Annotated in this window: 15 protein-coding genes; 9 read left to right on the forward strand and 6 right to left on the reverse strand. The window is 65.5% G+C overall.

Translation table 11 applies throughout. The features are described 5' to 3' along the window. Position 1 precedes the first annotated feature (1 nt). The 3 genes from QF206_RS00205 to QF206_RS00215 are packed head-to-tail and all read left to right on the forward strand — an operon-like array spanning position 2 to position 3186. On the forward strand, positions 2–418 hold the full coding sequence (locus QF206_RS00205; RefSeq protein WP_281487188.1) for a Zn-ribbon domain-containing OB-fold protein: 417 nt from the start codon (positions 2–4) through the stop codon (positions 416–418). 6 nt (positions 419–424) lie between these two features. Next, a complete protein-coding gene (locus QF206_RS00210) occupies positions 425–2050 on the forward strand; it encodes an MFS transporter (protein WP_281487189.1) in 1626 nt (541 codons plus the stop codon). Beyond that, positions 2035–3186 carry an acetyl-CoA C-acyltransferase gene (locus tag QF206_RS00215; protein ID WP_281487190.1) on the forward strand — a complete coding sequence of 384 codons (1152 nt, stop codon included), beginning with the start codon at positions 2035–2037 and terminating at the stop codon, positions 3184–3186. Before QF206_RS00210 ends, QF206_RS00215 begins: the two co-directional genes overlap by 16 nt. On the opposite strand, the gene QF206_RS00220 is transcribed toward QF206_RS00215, so the two are convergent. Continuing rightward, a complete protein-coding gene (locus QF206_RS00220; protein ID WP_281487191.1) occupies positions 3183–4454 on the reverse strand; it encodes a PucR family transcriptional regulator in 1272 nt (423 codons plus the stop codon). The genes QF206_RS00215 and QF206_RS00220 overlap by 4 nt on opposite strands. Positions 4455–4732: 278 nt before the next feature. On the opposite strand from QF206_RS00220, the gene QF206_RS00225 reads away from it, so the two are divergent. Next, the gene (locus QF206_RS00225; RefSeq protein WP_281487192.1) at positions 4733–6718 is read left to right on the forward strand and encodes an oxidoreductase; all 1986 of its coding nucleotides are present in this window, start codon (positions 4733–4735) and stop codon (positions 6716–6718) included. Continuing rightward, positions 6708–8207: a flavin-containing monooxygenase gene (locus QF206_RS00230; protein ID WP_281487193.1), complete on the forward strand. Its 1500-nt coding sequence runs from the start codon at positions 6708–6710 to the stop codon at positions 8205–8207. Before QF206_RS00225 ends, QF206_RS00230 begins: the two co-directional genes overlap by 11 nt. 30 nt (positions 8208–8237) lie before the next feature. On the opposite strand, the gene QF206_RS00235 is transcribed toward QF206_RS00230, so the two are convergent. The 5 genes from QF206_RS00235 to QF206_RS00255 all read right to left on the reverse strand — a co-directional run bounded on the left by QF206_RS00235 (position 8238) and on the right by QF206_RS00255 (position 13557). Continuing rightward, a complete protein-coding gene (locus QF206_RS00235) occupies positions 8238–9245 on the reverse strand; it encodes a carbohydrate ABC transporter permease (RefSeq protein WP_281487194.1) in 1008 nt (335 codons plus the stop codon). Continuing rightward, positions 9242–10207, reverse strand: coding sequence for a carbohydrate ABC transporter permease (locus QF206_RS00240; RefSeq protein WP_281487195.1), 966 nt, complete (start codon positions 10205–10207; stop codon positions 9242–9244). The genes QF206_RS00235 and QF206_RS00240 overlap by 4 nt, the downstream gene beginning before the upstream one ends. Before the next feature lie 3 nt (positions 10208–10210). Then, on the reverse strand, positions 10211–11596 hold the full coding sequence (locus QF206_RS00245; RefSeq protein WP_281487196.1) for an extracellular solute-binding protein: 1386 nt from the start codon (positions 11594–11596) through the stop codon (positions 10211–10213). A 952-nt stretch (positions 11597–12548) separates the two neighbouring features. Then, entirely contained in the window at positions 12549–12773 is a 225-nt protein-coding gene (locus QF206_RS00250; protein WP_281487197.1) for a hypothetical protein, read from the reverse strand. Between the two features lie 61 nt (positions 12774–12834). Beyond that, on the reverse strand, positions 12835–13557 hold the full coding sequence (locus tag QF206_RS00255) for a hypothetical protein (protein ID WP_281487198.1): 723 nt from the start codon (positions 13555–13557) through the stop codon (positions 12835–12837). A gap of 382 nt (positions 13558–13939) precedes the next feature. Here QF206_RS00255 and QF206_RS00260 point away from each other — a divergent pair, with 382 nt between their 5' ends. The 4 genes from QF206_RS00260 to QF206_RS00275 all read left to right on the forward strand — a co-directional run bounded on the left by QF206_RS00260 (position 13940) and on the right by QF206_RS00275 (position 16710). Beyond that, the gene (locus QF206_RS00260) at positions 13940–14815 is read left to right on the forward strand and encodes a hypothetical protein (protein WP_281487199.1); all 876 of its coding nucleotides are present in this window, start codon (positions 13940–13942) and stop codon (positions 14813–14815) included. A gap of 321 nt (positions 14816–15136) precedes the next feature. Beyond that, on the forward strand, positions 15137–15604 hold the full coding sequence (locus QF206_RS00265; protein ID WP_281487200.1) for a hypothetical protein: 468 nt from the start codon (positions 15137–15139) through the stop codon (positions 15602–15604). Positions 15605–15946: 342 nt separating this feature from the next. Further along, positions 15947–16189 (forward strand): hypothetical protein, encoded by a 243-nt coding sequence (locus QF206_RS00270; RefSeq protein ID WP_281487201.1) that lies wholly within the window; start codon positions 15947–15949, stop codon positions 16187–16189. A 77-nt stretch (positions 16190–16266) separates the two neighbouring features. Next, positions 16267–16710 carry a pilus assembly protein TadG-related protein gene (locus tag QF206_RS00275; RefSeq protein ID WP_281487202.1) on the forward strand — a complete coding sequence of 148 codons (444 nt, stop codon included), beginning with the start codon at positions 16267–16269 and terminating at the stop codon, positions 16708–16710. Positions 16711–16744: the final 34 nt, after the last annotated feature.

Genomic DNA, 16744 nt, shown 5'->3' on the forward strand with positions numbered 1-16744 from the left:
CGTGCCCGACGCATCCGGTTCCAGTGTTCCTCGCCCCGGTCTCGTCACGACGCCACTCACTCAGGCGTACTGGCAAGCGGCCTCGGAGGGGCGGCTTCTGCTTCAGCGGTGCCTCGATTGCGGGCAGGCGCAGCACTATCCCCGGTCGCTCTGCGCGAAGTGCTGGTCGCGGCAAGTCGAGTCGTTCGATGGTTCCGGCCGCGGGCGGATCGTAACATTCACCGACATCACCATGCCCGGCCACCCGGCGTGGCTCGAGGAGGCGCCCTACACGATCGCGATCATCGAGCTCGAAGAGGGTCCACGACTTCTCGCACGGGTGGATCCCCCCACCGCCGTGACCGTGGGTGATCTCGTCCGGCTCGCAAACCCTGACCGTGACGGAATCCATCGGTTCGAGGTCATCCGTGAGGGATGAACCGTCGTGTCTCGTCGTCTCGAACTCGCGCTGATCGCGGTCGTGCAGGTGCTGGCGATCAGCACTTGGTTCTCGGCCACAGCAGCAGCACCGGGTATGGCTGCGGAGTGGTCGTTGTCGACGCTGCAGACGGTGTGGTTGACGGTCGGGGTACAGGCGGGTTTCGTGATCGGCGCGGTTCTCGCGGCATGGCTGGGCATCGCGGATCGAATCGGCGCGAGTCGTCTGATGGCCATCGGGTGCCTCGGTGCGGCGGCGAGCACGGGTGCGACCCTGCTCGTCGACGGGGCGATCGGGGTGGCGATCCTCCGCGTCCTGACGGGCGCGTGCCTGGCGGCCGTCTATCCCGTGGGACTAAAAGTCGTGGCGACCTGGACGCCCAAGTCGCTGCGGGCGCGTGCTTATGGGGTGCTGATCGGAGCACTGACGCTCGGAACCGCACTGCCGCATGTGATAGCCGGGCTCGACGGCCTGCCCTGGAGATCGCTGATGGCGATCGCCGGGGGAGCAGCGGCGATCGCCGCCGCGCTAAGCGTGTTCGGGGTGCGCGAAGGACCCTTCGCGGTGCCGACGGTTGGTCGGATCGACCTGGGATACGCCGCGCGCATGTTCCGCGAGCCGGGACCGCGGTACGCGAACTTCGGATACTTCGGGCACATGTGGGAGCTGTACGCGTTCTGGGCGTGGGCGCCCCACCTGGCAGTCACCTCGGGAGTCGCAGGTTCCGGGGCGGCATCCGCTCTGCTGATCTTCGCCGTGATCGGGCTCGCCGGCGTCGCCGGGGCGCTGATCGGCGGCTGGCTCGCCGATGCGGTGGGCCGCCCCGCGGCCGCCGGCATCGCCCTTGCGACGAGCGGGTCGTGTGCGCTGCTCTCACCGCTGCTCGGCCTGCTGCCCGCGCCTGTGGCGATCGCCATCCTCCTGCTGTGGGGCGCGAGCGTGATCGCCGATTCCGGCGTGTTCTCAACGGCGCTCAGCGAGACCGCGCGCTCAGACAGGATCGGCACAGCCCTTACCGCCCAGACAGCTGTCGGCTTCGGTCTCACCATCGGGTCGATTCTGCTGGTGGGCGCGATCGGTGAGAGCGCGGGATGGCAGTGGGCGTTCCTGGTGCTCGTGCCCGGGCCGGTCTTCGGCGCCGTGGCGATGGTCAGGCTCAGCCATGTGCTGGGACGAAAGAGAAGAAAGCGATTGAAAATGTCGAACTGGTCAGAGCGGATGCCGCAAGTGGGACAGAGCGCGGAACTCAGCCGCACGATCCTCCCCGAAGACATCGAGCTCTTCACCCGGATCAGCGGAGATATGAATCCGCTGCACTACGACGAACCGGCGGCGTCGGCCTCGCGGTTCGGCGGCATCATCGTGCAGGGCGGCATCACGACCGCGATCCTCAACGCCGTCGTGGCCGAGCGCCTGCCGGGGCCAGGATCGGTATTCCTCGGGGTGGAGTGGAAGTTCCTCGCGCCGGTGCGCCCGGGCGACACGATCACGGGCACGGTCACGGTGACAGAGGTGCGCGACGACAAGCCCATCACCAAGATCGCGACGACGGTCACGAGAGACGACGGGGTCGTCGCTCTCGAAGGCACCGCGGTGTGCTTCACGGAGGACCTCGCATGCGTCCGCCGGTGATCGTGTCGGCCGCTCGCACGCCGATCGGCAAGCTCAACGGCGCATTGGCCGGCGTTTCGGCGCGGCGGCTCGGGGCGGCCGCGGCCGCGGAGGCTCTGTCGCGGGCCGGCGACGCATCCGTCGATTCGGTGCTGATCGGATCGGTGCTCCAAGCCGCCGGCGGCCAGAACCCGGCGAGATCGATAGCCTTCGACGCCGGGGTGTCGTTGCAGGTTCCCGCGATCACTCTCAACGACGTCTGTCTCGCAGGAGCGTCGGCGGTTCGCCTCGCCTCGATGGCGATCCGCCTCGGCGAATCGCAGGCCGCACTCGTGGGCGGGGCCGACTCGATGACCCGGGCGCCGCACGCCGTGCGCCTTCGCGGCGCGGTCAAGGCGGGAGACGTCGATCTGGTCGACCTCATGGTGCACGACGGACTGACCTGTGCGATCAGCGGTGACGGGATGGGAGTGATCGCTGAGACGGCGAACACCGCCCTCGGCATCGGTCGCGCGGAACAGGATGCTTTCGCCCTGCGCAGTCACCGACGCGCGGCACAGGCGAGGCAGGAGGGCCGCTTCGCCGACGAAATCGTTCCGGTCGACTCCGTCGGCGATGATGAAGGGATCCGGTCCGATACGGATCTGCAGCGTCTCGGGTCGCTGCGGTCGGTGTTCGCCGAGGGCGGTTCCATCACCGCCGGCAACGCCTCTCAGCTTTCCGACGGCGCATCGATGGGTGTGCTGGCGAACGCCGACTATGCGGCGAGCCTGGGGCTCGAGCCTATCGTCCAGGTAGTCGCCAGCTCCGTCGTCGCGGGTCCCGACGTGTCGCTGCATCTGAAACCGGCGCGCGCGGCGGAGAAAGTGCTCGCGGCGGCGGGGCTCTCGGTCGCTGACATCGGGCTCTGGGAGGTCAATGAGGCATACGCGGGCGTCGTCATCGCCACTCAGCGAGACCTCGGCCTCGACGAGGAAACGGTCAACGTCAATGGCGGCGCGATCGCGCTCGGCCACCCGCTCGGCGGCTCAGCGTTCCGCTTGATAATGTCGCTGGCTCTGCAAATGCGGCGGGATGCGGTCGAGTTCGGTGTGGCCACGCTTTGCGGGGGCGGAGGTCAGGGCGAGGCGGTGCTCCTGCGGTTCGCGGGTCGCTAGCCTTCGGTGCCCGGCCGGTCGGTCCCGATCTGGTAGGCGAGCAGTGAAAGAGAGAGCACGAGCAGCCCGCGTGACTCGCGGGGATCGAGCCCGGTGATCTCGGCGATGCGTTTGAGCCGGTAGATGACCGTATTCGCGTGGACGAACATGCTCTCGGCGGCTCCCGAGATGTTCCCTCCTGCGTCGATGTACGCACGCAGCGTGTCGACGAGCGCCGACGGCCGCCGACGTTCGTATTCCAGGAGGGGCCCGAGCGCGTCGCGCGACATCTCCTGGATGAGGCCGCTGCTCCGGGCCAGTCTCTCGAGCCGCAGGTCGTTGAAGCTCAGCGGCTCACCGGTATCGAGCGCGACGGCGATGTGGGAGGCCTCCTGCGCTTCTTCGAACGAGAGCCGCACGTCTTCGAGCCCTGGGTGGGCCGCGCCCACTCCGACCCCCATCGTCGAGAAGCGTTCGGCGAGTTCTCTGGCCACGGGGCCGAGGGTCTTCTGGCCGACGGCATCGTCAACCGGCCACAGCAGGAAGACGCTGCTGTCTCGCACCCCGGCGAACGCACGATGGTCCGAGCGGATCCTCGTCGCGATCTGGTAGACGCGTCGCACATGGTCCTCAAGCGAGGGCGACTGCGCAGCACCCGCTCGCCTCGGCAGCATGGCGATCGCGACGTAGCTCGACGCCAGGTCTTTCCCGTACGGCTCCGCGCTCAGCGCGCCGCCGTCGAGCTTGCCGGTGATCAGGGCGTCCACGAGCGAGTTCCGCGTGAGTTCTCGGTTCGACCAGGTCGATTGCGCCTCTCGGATGAAGCCGGCCGCCATGCTGCCCGTCGCGTTCTCGATGTGCCAGAACAGCCTCGCAGAGATGTAGAGAAGAGTCTCCAGTTCGCGGCGATCATCCCGTCTGATCTGCGAGAGGAACATCGCCCACGCGAATCGCCCCCAGACGTTGTACGAGCGCATCAGGGACTCGATCGAGATGCCTTGCCGCATCCTGATCGCTCCGATGCGCTCCCACGAGACCGAGTTGAAGGCCGGCCGTTCGGCTTCGGACTTTATCGCCTCGACCAGCGCCCGCAGGTTGGCGAACGACGACTCGATCACCGACTCGAACGCCGCGGGTGACAGTCGCGCGTAGTCCTGAAATCGTCGCCCGTACTCCTCCGCCGCCATCGTCGCGTAATGGGGGAGCAGAGGCCGCACGCGGCCCAGGATCGTGTCGACCACGTCGGTGTCTGGATGCGCGACGATCGTCCCGTCGAAATCGGTCTCCATCGTGGAACTCCGTCTCATCCGCTCAAGCGGTTCATCCTAACGCGGCACCCGTGCGCACGATCGTGAAAACCGCAAAGGGAGGTCGTGACAAACACCAAGAAACGGTGTGCTCTTGTCTCTACTCCCAAAGCGCATACTAAGCCGGCGCTGGCAATCTGTCGGAAGCCGCGATGCGGCTCATGCGATCAGTTGACGAGGAGGTTGACGGGCTTGCCGATTCAGCGAACGACCCCGGAAGCACACCGATGCCGGCCGATGGTTCCGGAAACGGCGGGCTGATGTTCGAGAATCTTCTTCGACCCGGGCGCATCAACTCGATGCGCACGCGCCACCGCCTCATGGTCGCGCCGATGGAGAAATCCATGGCTCACCCGGACGGATCGCTGAGCGAGCGATACATCGAATACGTGGCCGAGCGGGTGCGGGGCGGTGCTTCGCTCATCAACCTCGAGTCAACTTATGTCGATGAAGGCGGACGAGGCAATCCGTACCAGGTCGGGTCTCACCACGACGGCGTCATTCCGCAATTGCGCAGACTCGCCGATCTGGTTCATGCCGGTGGCGGGCAGTTGTCGCTCGAACTTCACCACGGCGGCAGACAGTCGAGCTCATCGGCCAGCGGCCGTCAGGCGATCGCCCCGTCCGCGATCGCGAGCAGGGCCATGGGACCGGGTGCCACACCTCGGGAGATGACGCTCGAAGACATCCACGATGTCGAACGCGCCTATCGCTCGGCGGCGCGCCGGTGTCTCGAGGCGGGTGTCGACATGATCACCCTTCACGGCGCGCATGGCTACCTGCTCGGGCAGTTCCTCTCTCCGCAATCGAATCGGCGAGCCGACGAATACGGAGGGTCGCTCGAGAACCGTGCTCGGTTCCCGTTGCAGATTCTTGAGGCCGTGCGCGAAGTCGTCGGCGCGGACTACCCGATCGCTTATCGCATCTCGGCGGTCGAGTATGTGGACGGCGGACTCGAGCTCGACGAGAGCGTCGAGTTCTCTCGCATGCTCAAGGATGCCGGCATCGACATGATCGACGTGGCAGGGGGCACGTACGAGTCGATGTCGGTCATCTTCCAGGGGGCAGACGCGCCGCGAGGGGGGTTCCTGCCGCAGGCGGCCGCGATCAAGGCGGCGGTCGGGGAGCTGCCGGTCGGTGTCGCGCAGAAGCTCAGCGACCCGGTCGTCGCCGAGCAGGCGATGCTCGAGTACGGCATCGACTACATAACCATCGCCCGCGGTTTCCACGCCGACCCTCATCTCGTGAGAAAGATCGAGCGCGAGGCCGCCGACGACATCCTTCCGTGCATCGCGTGCAACGCGTGTCTCTGGATGTCGGTCGCCCGCACTCCGGTGCAGTGCGCCGCCAACCCGCACTCCAATCACGAGGAGAGCCGCCGCATGACGCCGACCGAGACCCCGAGACGAGTGCTCGTCGTCGGGGGTGGGGTGGGCGGAATGCACGCAGCCCGCGTGCTCGCGCGCACGGGAAACGAGGTCACGCTCGTGGAACGAGAAACGCGGCTGGGCGGGCAGATCCTGAATTCGATGGCGACGCAGCCCGACCACGCGCTCTTGGTCGGATGGCTCGAACGCCAGCTCAAGAAGCATCGCGTCGACGTCCGGCTTTCGACGACCGCCGACGCGGAACTCGTGGCGCAGCTTGCGCCCGACGCGGTCGTCGTCGCGACAGGCGCCGGCGGCACCCTTCCTCGGGTGCGACTAAACGACGGCAGCGTCCGGATGCTGGATGTCTTCGAGGCATTCGCGGAGCACGAGACCGTCGAGGGTCCGGTGGTGGTCACGACGGGGGACTCCGCCAGCTGCCACCTGGCGTTGCTGCTCGCGCGCCGCGGGGTCGAAGTGCACCTGGTGGAGCAGGGAACCGCGCTCGCGGCCGATCGCCCCGCTCCGCTCGGATCCTTCATCGAGGCGAAGGTCGTCGCCGTGGACAAGATCACCGTGCACCGGCTATCGACTGTCGAGGACATCGATGCTCGCTCCATCGTCACTCAGGTGGATGGTGCGCGCCTTGCGGTGGAGGCCGCAACCGTGGTGGTCGGCGGGCGCAGGTCGCTCTGGGAGCTCGGCGCACGCCTCAAGGCGGACATGCCCGGCATCCCGGTGCACGTGATCGGTGACGCCGCGGCCCCCCGAGACGTCTATTGGGCCAGTCACGAAGCGGCCGAGGCGGCGTTCAGTATCCAGAGTGCGTCCGGAACGCCGACACCCACAACAGGGAAGACACACCAGCATGAGCAGTGAAACCGTCGCCATCGTCGGTTCCGGGGTGAGCGGCCTCTCCGCCGCGCGTTACCTCGCGGCGAACGGCTTCCAGCCGACGATCTTCGAAGCGTATTCGGATCTCGGCGGGCAGTGGAACCGCGCCAACCCGAAGAGCGGCGTCTGGCCGCAGATGCGGACGAACACTGGAAAGTTCGCCACAAAGCTCTCCGACGTGCAGTACCCCGCCGGCACCGCGCTGTTCCCCCGTAACGGTGAAGTGCTCGCGATGATCAACGAGTTCGCCGAGAAATTCGCCCTCCGCCGGTGCATCCGCTTCAACTCGACCGTCACGCGCCTCGAGCGCGCGGATGCCGGATATTCGGTGACATGGACGGATGAGCGCGGCGAGGAGCACACCGCGCGATTCGACCGCGCCGTCGTCGCGAGCGGGCGCTTCAACAAGCCAGAGATCCCCGCCATCCCCGGTCTCGATGGATTCACGGGCGCCGGTGGTGTCGTCCACACCTTCGATTACAAGGAGCCGGAACGGTTCCGTGGCATGCGCGTGCTGGTGTGCGGCGGTTCGATCTCGTCACTCGAGATCGCGAGCGACCAGGCAATGGGCGGCGCCGCTTCGGTCTCGCTGGCGCAGCGCAGGCAGAGGTTCGTGATGCCGAAGATGGTCGCGGGCGCTCCCCTCGAGTACTTCGTCTTCACTCGCGCCGGTGCGCTGCGCCTCGCTGACACACCCGATGAGACGTTGTTGGCCGACGCGAAGGAACTCCTTCTTCGCATCGGCGGGAACCCCGCGCGCTACGGCGCACCCGCTCCGCACGATGACCTTGCCAAGGCCGGCGTGACCGGGAGTCAGCACTATCTGAATCTGATCGCCGAAGACCGCATCACAGTGCGCCCGTGGATCAGCCACCTCGAGGGCAATATCGTCCATTACCTCGACGGCACACAGGAGGAGACCGACGCGATCATCGTTGGAACAGGCTTCGACCTCAACCTGCCGTACCTGGACGACGAGATCTCAGACATCATCGCTCTGACTCGCAAGGGCATGAACCTCTCCGAGTTCACGTTTCACCCGGAACTGCCCGGGCTCGCCTTCCTCGGCCTCTGGGCGCAGTTGGGTCCGTATCCGGTCGTGCTCGAGCAGCAGGCGCGGTACCTCGCGTACGCCTGGGCCGGGCTCGCGCCGATGCCCACCGAGAGCGAACTCCGCGACGGCGTGCGCCGGTGCATCCAGGAGAACCATCACACCGGCTACCGGGAACAACACGAAATGGCGATCCGCTTCGCAAAGCTCGCGGGGACGGACCCCGCCGGTGTAGTGAACGAGCGGCTCGCCGCAGTGCTCGAAAAGAGCGCCGTGACGGGCGAGATGTTCCGAATCGTGGGCCCAGACGCACTCCCGGACGCGGCGGCGCGGCTCATCGCTGATTTCGACGCGCACGCCCCGCTGGATGTTCAGAGGGAACTGGCGGAGGCGATCTCTCCAGTGCTGGCCTCGCGCGGCTGAAGTGAGCACACCCGTGCCCCTTCCCTAGCCTCAACCCTTGCTGCCGGTCGTCGCAATGCCCTCGACGAAGCTCCGCTGACCGATGAAGAAGAGGATGATCATCGGCACGGTCGTGATGACGCTCGCCGTCACCAGAATCTCCCAGTGCCACTCGCCCCCGAAGCCGAACTGGTCGACCAGCGCCTTGAGCCCCCGAGGCACCGTGAAGGTGTCTGAGTCGCGCAGGTAGATGAGCCCGCGCATGAGGTCGGTCCACGCCGCTTGTGCCTCGAAGAGCAGTGTCACCACGAGCGCCGGCTTCATCAAGGGCAGCGCGATCCGCGTGAAGATCGTCCAGTTGTTCGCGCCGTCGATGCGGGCAGCTTCGAAGATGTCGCGCGGCATGCCGAGGAAGAACTGCCGCAGCAGGAAGATGTAGAACGCGCTCCCGAAGAGATTGCCGGCCCACAACGGGTAGAGCGTGCCTGTCGCGCCGAGCCCGTTCCAGATGAGGAACGTCGGGATCATCGTGACGGCGCCCGGCAGCATCATGGTGGCGAGTACGAATCCGAAGAGCGCATTTCTTCCGCGGAACTGGAAGTACGAGAATCCCCACGCGACCATCGCGCTCGAGATCGTCACCGTCACCGCCGCGAGCACCGTCACGAGCAGGGTGTTCCACAACCACAGCGCGAGCGGCGCTTCTTGCCACACGGTCACGTAGTTCTCGAGCGTGAACGTGTTCGGGATGAGTTGGTTGTCGAACACCTCGCCACGAGGCTTGAAGGATGCGCTCACCAACCAGATGAACGGGTAGGTGAAGACGACACCGAACACCACCAGCAGCGCTGTGACGGCGATGCGCACCAGCAACGGCTTGCGACGGCGCTGGCGGTCCTGCGGTGGCTTGGATCCTGCCGTGGGCTCGGATTCGACAGCATCCTGCTCTAGGCCGCTGCTCCTCTCGGCCCGCGACCGCATGCCCGCCTCGAAGCCGAGTGGAGCAGCCGTGGGAGCGGGCACCGGTTCGCCCATGGGTCGTGAGACCTGCTGGGTCATCGCACGTCCGCCTCGTAGTAGACCACTCGACGACTCACCCAGAGCTGGATCGCGGTGACCGCCATGATCACGACGAACAGCAGCCAGGCCATCGCCGAGGCATAGCCCATGTGCAGGAACTGGAACGCCTGCTGGAACAGGTAGATCACGTAGAACAACGCCGCATCGTTGCTGTAGGTGGTGTTGCCGCTACCGAAGAAGGCTGTGTACGCCTCATCGAAGGTCTGGAACGCCGCGATGGTGTTGACGACCACGATGAAGAAGATGGTCGGGCTGATCATCGGCACCGTGATCTTCGTCGTCTGCTGCCAGAAGTTCGCCCCGTCGATCCGCGCCGATTCGTACAATTGGTTGGGCACCGCTCGAAGCGCGGCGAGGAGAATGATCACCGAGCCTCCGACGGTCCACAGACTCATGATCGCGAGGCCCGGCTTCACCCATGCCGGGTCGGTCGTCCACGCCGGACCGTTGATGCCGAACCAGCCGAGCACGTGGTTGATGAGCCCGTTCTGCCCGTTGAACAGCAGCAGGAACAGCACACCGACCGCGACCGGAGGGGTCATCTTCGGCAGGAAGAACACCGTGCGGAAGAAGCCCGACGACCGGCGCCCGGCCTGGTTCAGCAGCACCGCCAGCGCGATCGAGACGATCACGTACAGCGGAACCTGCAGCACCGTGAAGATGAACGTGTTCCACAGCGCCAACGCGATCTTCGGATCCTCGATGAGCTGCACGTAATTGTCGAACCCGATGAACGACGGGTCGTTGATGACGTCGTAGTCGGTGAGCGACAAATACGCGCTGTAGCCGATCGGCCAGGCGGTGAAGACCAGGAAGCCGATGATCCAGGGGCTCAGGAACAGCAGCGCCGCGCGGGTGTTGCGGCGGCGGGCCGCGCGCCGCGTGCGCTGCCGCTCAGGATCGATACCGGATGCCGCGGGCGCGAGCTCGGTGACGCTCATCGATCACTTCCCGTTCTCCATCTTCTTCCACGCCGCGTCGAGCGCCTTCTGCGCCTCGTCCTGCGCCTTGTCGAGCGCAGTCTGCGGATCCTCCTGCCCGTTCAGCACGCGGTTCACCGCGTCTTGCCAGGCCGTCTTGAACTCGGCGTCGGCCGGGTTTGCGGGAAGCGAGAACGTGTTGTCGTTCGCCTCGTACATCTTCTTCACGCCGGTGTCCCACGGCTCGCCGCCGGTGGTCACCATCTCGCGGATCTTCTCGTCGGCATCCGCGTTGCCGGTCAGCACGCCGGTGAAGGGCTTGCCGTCAGCGTTCCTGAGGTCGAGGCGGGCCTGCGCCGCGGCGACCCAGCTGTCGACCTCGGTCATGACCCGTGCGAAGCGGCACGCCGCGGGTGCGGTCTCGTTGCTGCCGGCGGGAATCGCCCACGCCGAGCCGCTGGCGTAGGCGAGGCTCTCCCCGTCCTTCGAGTGGAAGGTGTCGAACGCCATAGGCGCGTCGGGCGACACATCGTTCAGCACGTTGATGTACCACTGCTCCATCCACATGGATCCGAGCACATTGGTCGCGTACTGGTTGCCGCCGCCGAAGAAGTCGGCGGAGTCGCGGTACGCCTTGACGGCGCTGAATCCGCCCTGCAGGTCGTAGATGCCCACTGCGAACTCGAGCGCCTCGACCGCCTTCGGGTCATTGAGCTGCGCCGTGCGGCCGTCCTCAGAGATCAGGTCGACACCGTTCGACTTCGCCCAGAGGGGGAAGAACTCGGGCAGTTTCGTGTCGACCCCGATGACGCTGAGCTTGCCGCCATCGTTCTTCATCATCGCCTCTGCGGCCTTGGTGACGGCATCCCAATCCGAGCCGTTGACATCGTCGATGGTGAGTCCCGCGGCCGAGAGGAGGTCGGCGTTCGCCATCGTCAGTTGCACCGTGTTGAACTCGGGGATGCCGTAGACCTTGCCGTCGAACGTCACCTGGTCGAGCGCCGCTTCGAGGTACTGGTCGGTGCCGATGTCTTCGCCCTCGATGCATTTGTCGAGCGGCATGATCGCGCCGCGTGCCGCGAGCGAACCGATCTGGTCGCGGTTCGCATACACGAGTGCCGGCGGGTCACCGGCTGCCACCGCCGAGAGGAACTGCTGCATGTCGAGGTCGCCCTCGATGAGCTTGACGGTCACACCGTCGCCGAGCGCCTTCGTCGCAAGGTCATAGCGCGTGGTCGCGATCTCGTCGACACCGCCGAATCCCATCACCTGAAGGTTTCCGCTCAGAGTCGCATCGCGGTCGTACTTGATGTCGTCATCGGCGGTTTGATTGGAACCCGTCGCGCACGACGCCAGCATTCCAACAGCCACGGCCGCGATCGCGACCTTCGACAGTGTGCGAACCCGCATGAGAGCCTCCCGAAGCCAATGTCGGGCGGAAGTCGTTCGGGCCCGACTGCTGCGAACGGTACTCCCGCTTCTGAAGCGGAGCAACGGTTCTGAGCAGCGCTTCTTTTGCCTGGTCAACGCGGGTTTGCTTCTTCCCGTCCTGTGCCGCTCAGTCGGCCCGCGCTCGTAAGCGTCTCAGCGGTGTGAATAACTCCTGAGGTTTGCTCGTCGAGTCGTCATGATGGCCGAATGGTTACACGGGTCTCAAACTCCCTCTCACCTGGCTGGAGCTCGACCCTGCCGCTAGTTGACCTCCGCCCGATGCCCGTGCGTGCCGTTGGAGCCGTTGGTCATGCGTCGAGGGAAGTTAGAGGCCTGGCCGGACGCCCTCGAGCTCGGATATCGTCGGCACGATGAGCGATCCGGACCTACGCATTCCGTCGTGCATATGGTGCGATGCCGTCATGCGCGCGGAGGAGCGTGAGTGGTTATGCCCCGGCTGCGGCTGGCAACTCGAGCCGCGCCCGCGCGACCCGCTGATGCCGTGGGATGACCGCCGGTCTCGCGAGAAGGGCGAGCCTTCCGAGTATTCGTGAAGGCTCGCCCTTCGTGGAAGGTCAGAGCGTCCGTCGCACTTGGCGTTCTGGGATGCCCGTGCGTCGGGCAATCTCGGCCTGCTTGAATATCGGCGATACGCCAGGCCGACAACGTGCGCGCTGCCTCGATCGCATCGCTCGCGGTCTCGGCGGACCAGCTCGAGGTGCTCAATGACGAGCGCTCGACCATATCGACGACGACCTGGAGCGCTCGATAGGCCTGGTCGTCCAGGGACTCGTTTCAGGGCTGCCATGCGGTGAGCCACTCGGTGCTGGTCATGTGTCGAGCGGTCCGTTGGCCGCCTCCAACAGCGTCAGGCCGACACGGAGTTCTCGGAAGGGTTCGGCGGCGGACTCGGCCCGCAGATTGACCGTGCTTAAGTCGCGAGCGCGATGAGGACACGGATGAAAGCGTCGTCGCTCCGATCTTCGAGCCTGTCGGCTGCCATCTGCGCTCGCTCCACGGCACGGGCCGCCGTGGCTGCCAGCCGCTCCCATTTCGCCAGCTCCACGGCGACCACCGTGGAAATGATGATGGCGGCCGAGGGTGTGGCAACCCCCGCGATGATCTGCAAGGCGGTTTGCAGAGCGTCTTGATGCATGTGCGCACTCTATCGGCGGCGCCGTCTCGCCAACTCGGGCCAGCCCCCGCGCAGAGCTGGGCTAATGATCTCCTTCGCTTCGCGCGGTTGGAGACGGATCGCGAGACTCTTCCTCCAAGTCAGCGATAGCCCCAGACCCGACTTCCGCCTCCGCAGTGAGCTTGTCCAGCATTCGACGCAACGCCTGCGCCCGCGCCTTGGCTTTCATCGTCTCACCACTCTCTTCGGCCGCCAGCTCGGTCTCGATGCTCGCGGGATCGGCAGTCCACCTTTTCAATAGGGGGAGGAGTTCATCCCGCTCCATGTACAAGCGGGATGGATGCCGGGAACGCGCAAGTTCCTTGCCTGACATGGTGGTTGACGCCATGTCGAGTGAGATTAATCTCCGCTGGATAAGCTTCATGAGCCGCAGTCCATTCTCCTCGCCCTCGCGTTCCAGCCGCGCTTCAATCCGTTTCCGCTGAGCCCGCAGGTCCTTGCCGTCGTCGTCGTGCCCACGGAGGTAGACACCGTACTTGGCCCGCCAGATGGACTCGCTGAGCCACTCCCGCACGTCAACGGCAATGCCCCGCCGGAATCGTGCCTCCCTCTCCGAGCGGTCCTCCTCTCGATGTTGCTCGACGATGTTGTTCGCTCGTTTCGCTGTGTGCCAGGAGAAGACGGCGACCACGACCGCCGCGAGCGCGAGCACAATCGTCGCGATGGGAGCGACGGACTCGTTGAGCAGGTTCGTGCCGAAGCGCTCATCCAACAGCGAGACCAGGTCCCTCAGCATCTCGGTCACGCTGTCGGTATCGACTTTGGAGGGGGCGGGCGAGGGCGATGGGCTGGGCGTCACCGTTGGCGTTGGTGCCGAAAGCGGAGTTGGCGTCGGTGTTGGCGTCGTGAGTGAGAACACGACCATAAGTCTGTCGGCGCGGCCCCGGCGCCGACGCAACCGACACGGGCTCGGGCCCAGTGCCGAGTATTCGGGTAGTTACTGCATCATCCTCGGCCCCGGGAGCAGCGACTTCCCTTTAGTCCGGAGCGGCTGATTGATGATGTTGCACTGCCGACTGCTCCTGTGTCACTGTGCGAGAGTGGCTAAAGGTGCGAAAACGTCAGGTGCGGTCAAGCGAGACCCCCCAGACCCCCGGTTGGGATGGATTCTGACGTACATCGGGCCGATGGCTGTTTGGCTGAGGGACCATTGGGTCCTTACAGGGTTTACTCTCCTCGGTTCCGTCGTAGCGATCGCTGGCCCGGTCCTGTTTCTAGACGAGAACGGTGATCAAACTCCCGAGTGGCGGGCAGCGTGGGTGTACCTAGCGATCGCGGCGGGTGTGGCCGTCGTGCTTGATCGGATTGCAGACACGAGCGAGGCACGCCACGGAGACCTCCTACTTCGAGCAGCCGAAGACGATGCCGAACGGAGCGTGCTCGACCTCAACACGTTCCTGGAGCACGCGATCGAAGTCGCGGAAACGAAGGGGGCGGCACGAGAGCGCGCGATCCAGATTCTTCGCAAGACGCTCGCTTCCGTTGCCGCCAGAGCGGTCGGTGTGCAGGGTGGACGCGCCTCGTTCTTCCCTCTGACCAGAGACGCCGAAGGCTGGCGAACACTCGGACCGCCGGTGCACGGCACCGCCTATGGCAGAAGTGACACGCCAATGAGGCCCTTCATCGAAAAGGATGAACCTGAACATCCCATCTGGAAGGTGATGGACGGTCCAGACAATGAGGCGGTTGTCTTCAGCGAAGGCGATGTCGTGCACGGCGTGGACTGGGACAGGAAGGTTTACAAGACCTTCATCTCCGTTCCGGTGAAGGCCGGACTCGCCCAGTTCGGAATGCTAAGCACGAACTCCAGCGAGGCGGGCTCAATCGGTGGCGCTCAGAGAGCTGCGCTCCTTGCTATGGCTCGCGGCATGGCGATGGTGTACGCCTTCGATGCCGGTCCGCAAGGCCTTGCGGTTATGCAGAGCCCTGACGGAATGTCGGTATCAAGGTCTAACGTTGGACCCGAGGAGGCAAACGATGTCACAGGTAGCAGAGCCCTATGAGATTGCCGTTCTTAACCGCGTCGAGGTGGGACTAGAACGGAACCGTCGAGAGGTCGAGCTTCGCTCATCTAGTAATTCCAGTCGAGCACGCCGCCTCGCGGATCAGCGCAGATCTTGGCTAGAGCGCGTTGCAGCCGGTCGTGCTGCCTCAACGAAGTCCAGATAGGAGTGCACTGACGCCGGTGACCCGCGAGCAGATCGTTCTCGTCTTCAGCTCGCATTAGCGCCCCTCCCGTGCCCGCCGCGCTGTAAGGGGATGTATGCGTGGGTCTGTGTGCCCGCATGATCGGCGTGTCGTACCCGACTACTACGCTTTGCCCCATGACCGTCGAGGCAGCATCCGCTGAGCAGCTCAAGCTCGTGCACTTGTACGGTTTGCGGATCGCGGACGAGCTGCTAGCCAAGCAGAGCAACATGATCAACCGTGCTTCGCTTGTCCTAGCCGCCGCAGCCTTGCTTGCGCTCGTACAACCTGCTTCGATTGTGAATGGCTGGAGCTGGATTCCCATCGCGTTGGCTGTCATCACGGCTCTGTGCGCACTGCGCGCAGTTGCGCTCTGGAAGAGTAAAACGGTGGACGTGACCCTCGTGCCGCTCGATACTCTGCTCTCGTTCGCTGCGGTCACCCTCGAAGCCGCGCTTGTCCGCGACTTGTTCAAACAGATCGAAGCGCTCAAAGGGGACCTGGCCCGCAAAGCGTTCTGGACGAAGGCGGCCATTGCGCTGCTCATCGTCACTATGATTTCGAGCGCCCTCATCTCGGGGTTCGCCGCACTCAAATGGATCTAAGGGGGTGACCTATGTCTGATACCGACAACTCCGCCACGCCCATTTCTGAGCCGGTGGCCCGCGTGCCGTCCATGCTCGGCGACATTCTGACTGCATCAGCCCAGCCAGAGATTCAGACCCGCGTTACAGGCGATTAGCTCGCGAGAAACGTCAGGCTACCCGCCGTATCAGAGCACTCTTTGGGCGACGTGGCGTTTCCTTCGAGATCCTCGTCTTACGGAGAAGGCTGGAGACGAGCACGCGCTGATCTCCAGGCATCGGGGGCTGCAGATGCTGCAACGCGCTGCGCGTACTCGGTAATGGTTCACTACGTCGCCAAGGACGTTCTCACGTCGCCGACGTGTGCTTCTAGCGAGCACCATCAACGCTTTCACCGGGGTGGCGTTCAGCCGCGCGCAGGCGGCAGCGCGCATCGCGTGCGCACCGAGGGCCGACTGCCTCACGCGCGGCAACACGGTGACGATCGAACTTACGCTGCGCGTTCCGCTGCCACTGATTCCGGCCATCGACGCCTCGACTCCGTTCGCGGTCGCTGTGGAAGCGGCCGCCTCGCAGCCGGTGTCGCGTTTCTGGGGCGCCCGGTGAACGCGGCACGTGCCGGCCGGAAACGGCGCGAGCTGCTTCGCTTCCGGGGTCGCGTGGAGGCGGAAGGCGCTCACCAAATGGCGGATCGCCGAGAGCGCGGCGGTGCCGACTCGGAACGCGGCTCGATCCTGCCACTCATCCTCGGGGTGGTGGTCTTCGCGCTCGTGCTGGTGCTGGTGGGGGCCGCAGCGACGAGTCTGTACGTCGAGCGCAAGCGGTTGTTCACCCTCGCTGACGGCGCGGCCCTCGCCGGCGCGGAAGCGTTCACCATGGTCGCCTCTGATGGGCCGCGCCGTCCGGTGCTCGATTCGGGTGATGTGGCCTCGGCGGCGACCGCCTACCTGACGCGCGCCGCCACGACAGCCCTGGAGTCGCTGCGGTTGGAGAGGGCGCACAGCCCCGACGGCGCCAGCGCACGCGTCACCCTCTCGTCATGGTGGCGGCCGCCGCTCATCACCGCATTCGTTCCCGACGGCATCCGATTGGAGGTCACCGCGCACGCTCGCACAGCGCTGCGCTGATCCGAGCTCTCGCAGGTGGCGCTCTGGCACCCGC

Origin of the sequence: Ruicaihuangia caeni, assembly GCF_029952955.1 — a bacterium.
Lineage (GTDB): Bacteria > Actinomycetota > Actinomycetes > Actinomycetales > Microbacteriaceae > Ruicaihuangia > Ruicaihuangia caeni.

Bases quoted from the DNA above. Each gene is read 5' to 3' on its own strand.
- QF206_RS00215 (WP_281487190.1), top strand. From the start codon at position 2,035: ATGCGTCCGCCGGTGATCGTGTCGGCCGCTCGCACGCCGATCGGCAAG.
- QF206_RS00220 (WP_281487191.1), bottom strand. From the start codon at position 4,454: ATGGAGACCGATTTCGACGGGACGATCGTCGCGCATCCAGACACCGAC.
- QF206_RS00225 (WP_281487192.1), top strand. From the start codon at position 4,733: ATGTTCGAGAATCTTCTTCGACCCGGGCGCATCAACTCGATGCGCACG.
- QF206_RS00230 (WP_281487193.1), top strand. From the start codon at position 6,708: ATGAGCAGTGAAACCGTCGCCATCGTCGGTTCCGGGGTGAGCGGCCTC.
- QF206_RS00235 (WP_281487194.1), bottom strand. From the start codon at position 9,245: ATGACCCAGCAGGTCTCACGACCCATGGGCGAACCGGTGCCCGCTCCC.
- QF206_RS00240 (WP_281487195.1), bottom strand. From the start codon at position 10,207: ATGAGCGTCACCGAGCTCGCGCCCGCGGCATCCGGTATCGATCCTGAG.
- QF206_RS00245 (WP_281487196.1), bottom strand. From the start codon at position 11,596: ATGCGGGTTCGCACACTGTCGAAGGTCGCGATCGCGGCCGTGGCTGTT.
- QF206_RS00250 (WP_281487197.1), bottom strand. From the start codon at position 12,773: ATGCATCAAGACGCTCTGCAAACCGCCTTGCAGATCATCGCGGGGGTT.
- QF206_RS00260 (WP_281487199.1), top strand. From the start codon at position 13,940: ATGGCTGTTTGGCTGAGGGACCATTGGGTCCTTACAGGGTTTACTCTC.
- QF206_RS00265 (WP_281487200.1), top strand. From the start codon at position 15,137: ATGACCGTCGAGGCAGCATCCGCTGAGCAGCTCAAGCTCGTGCACTTG.
- QF206_RS00275 (WP_281487202.1), top strand. From the start codon at position 16,267: ATGGCGGATCGCCGAGAGCGCGGCGGTGCCGACTCGGAACGCGGCTCG.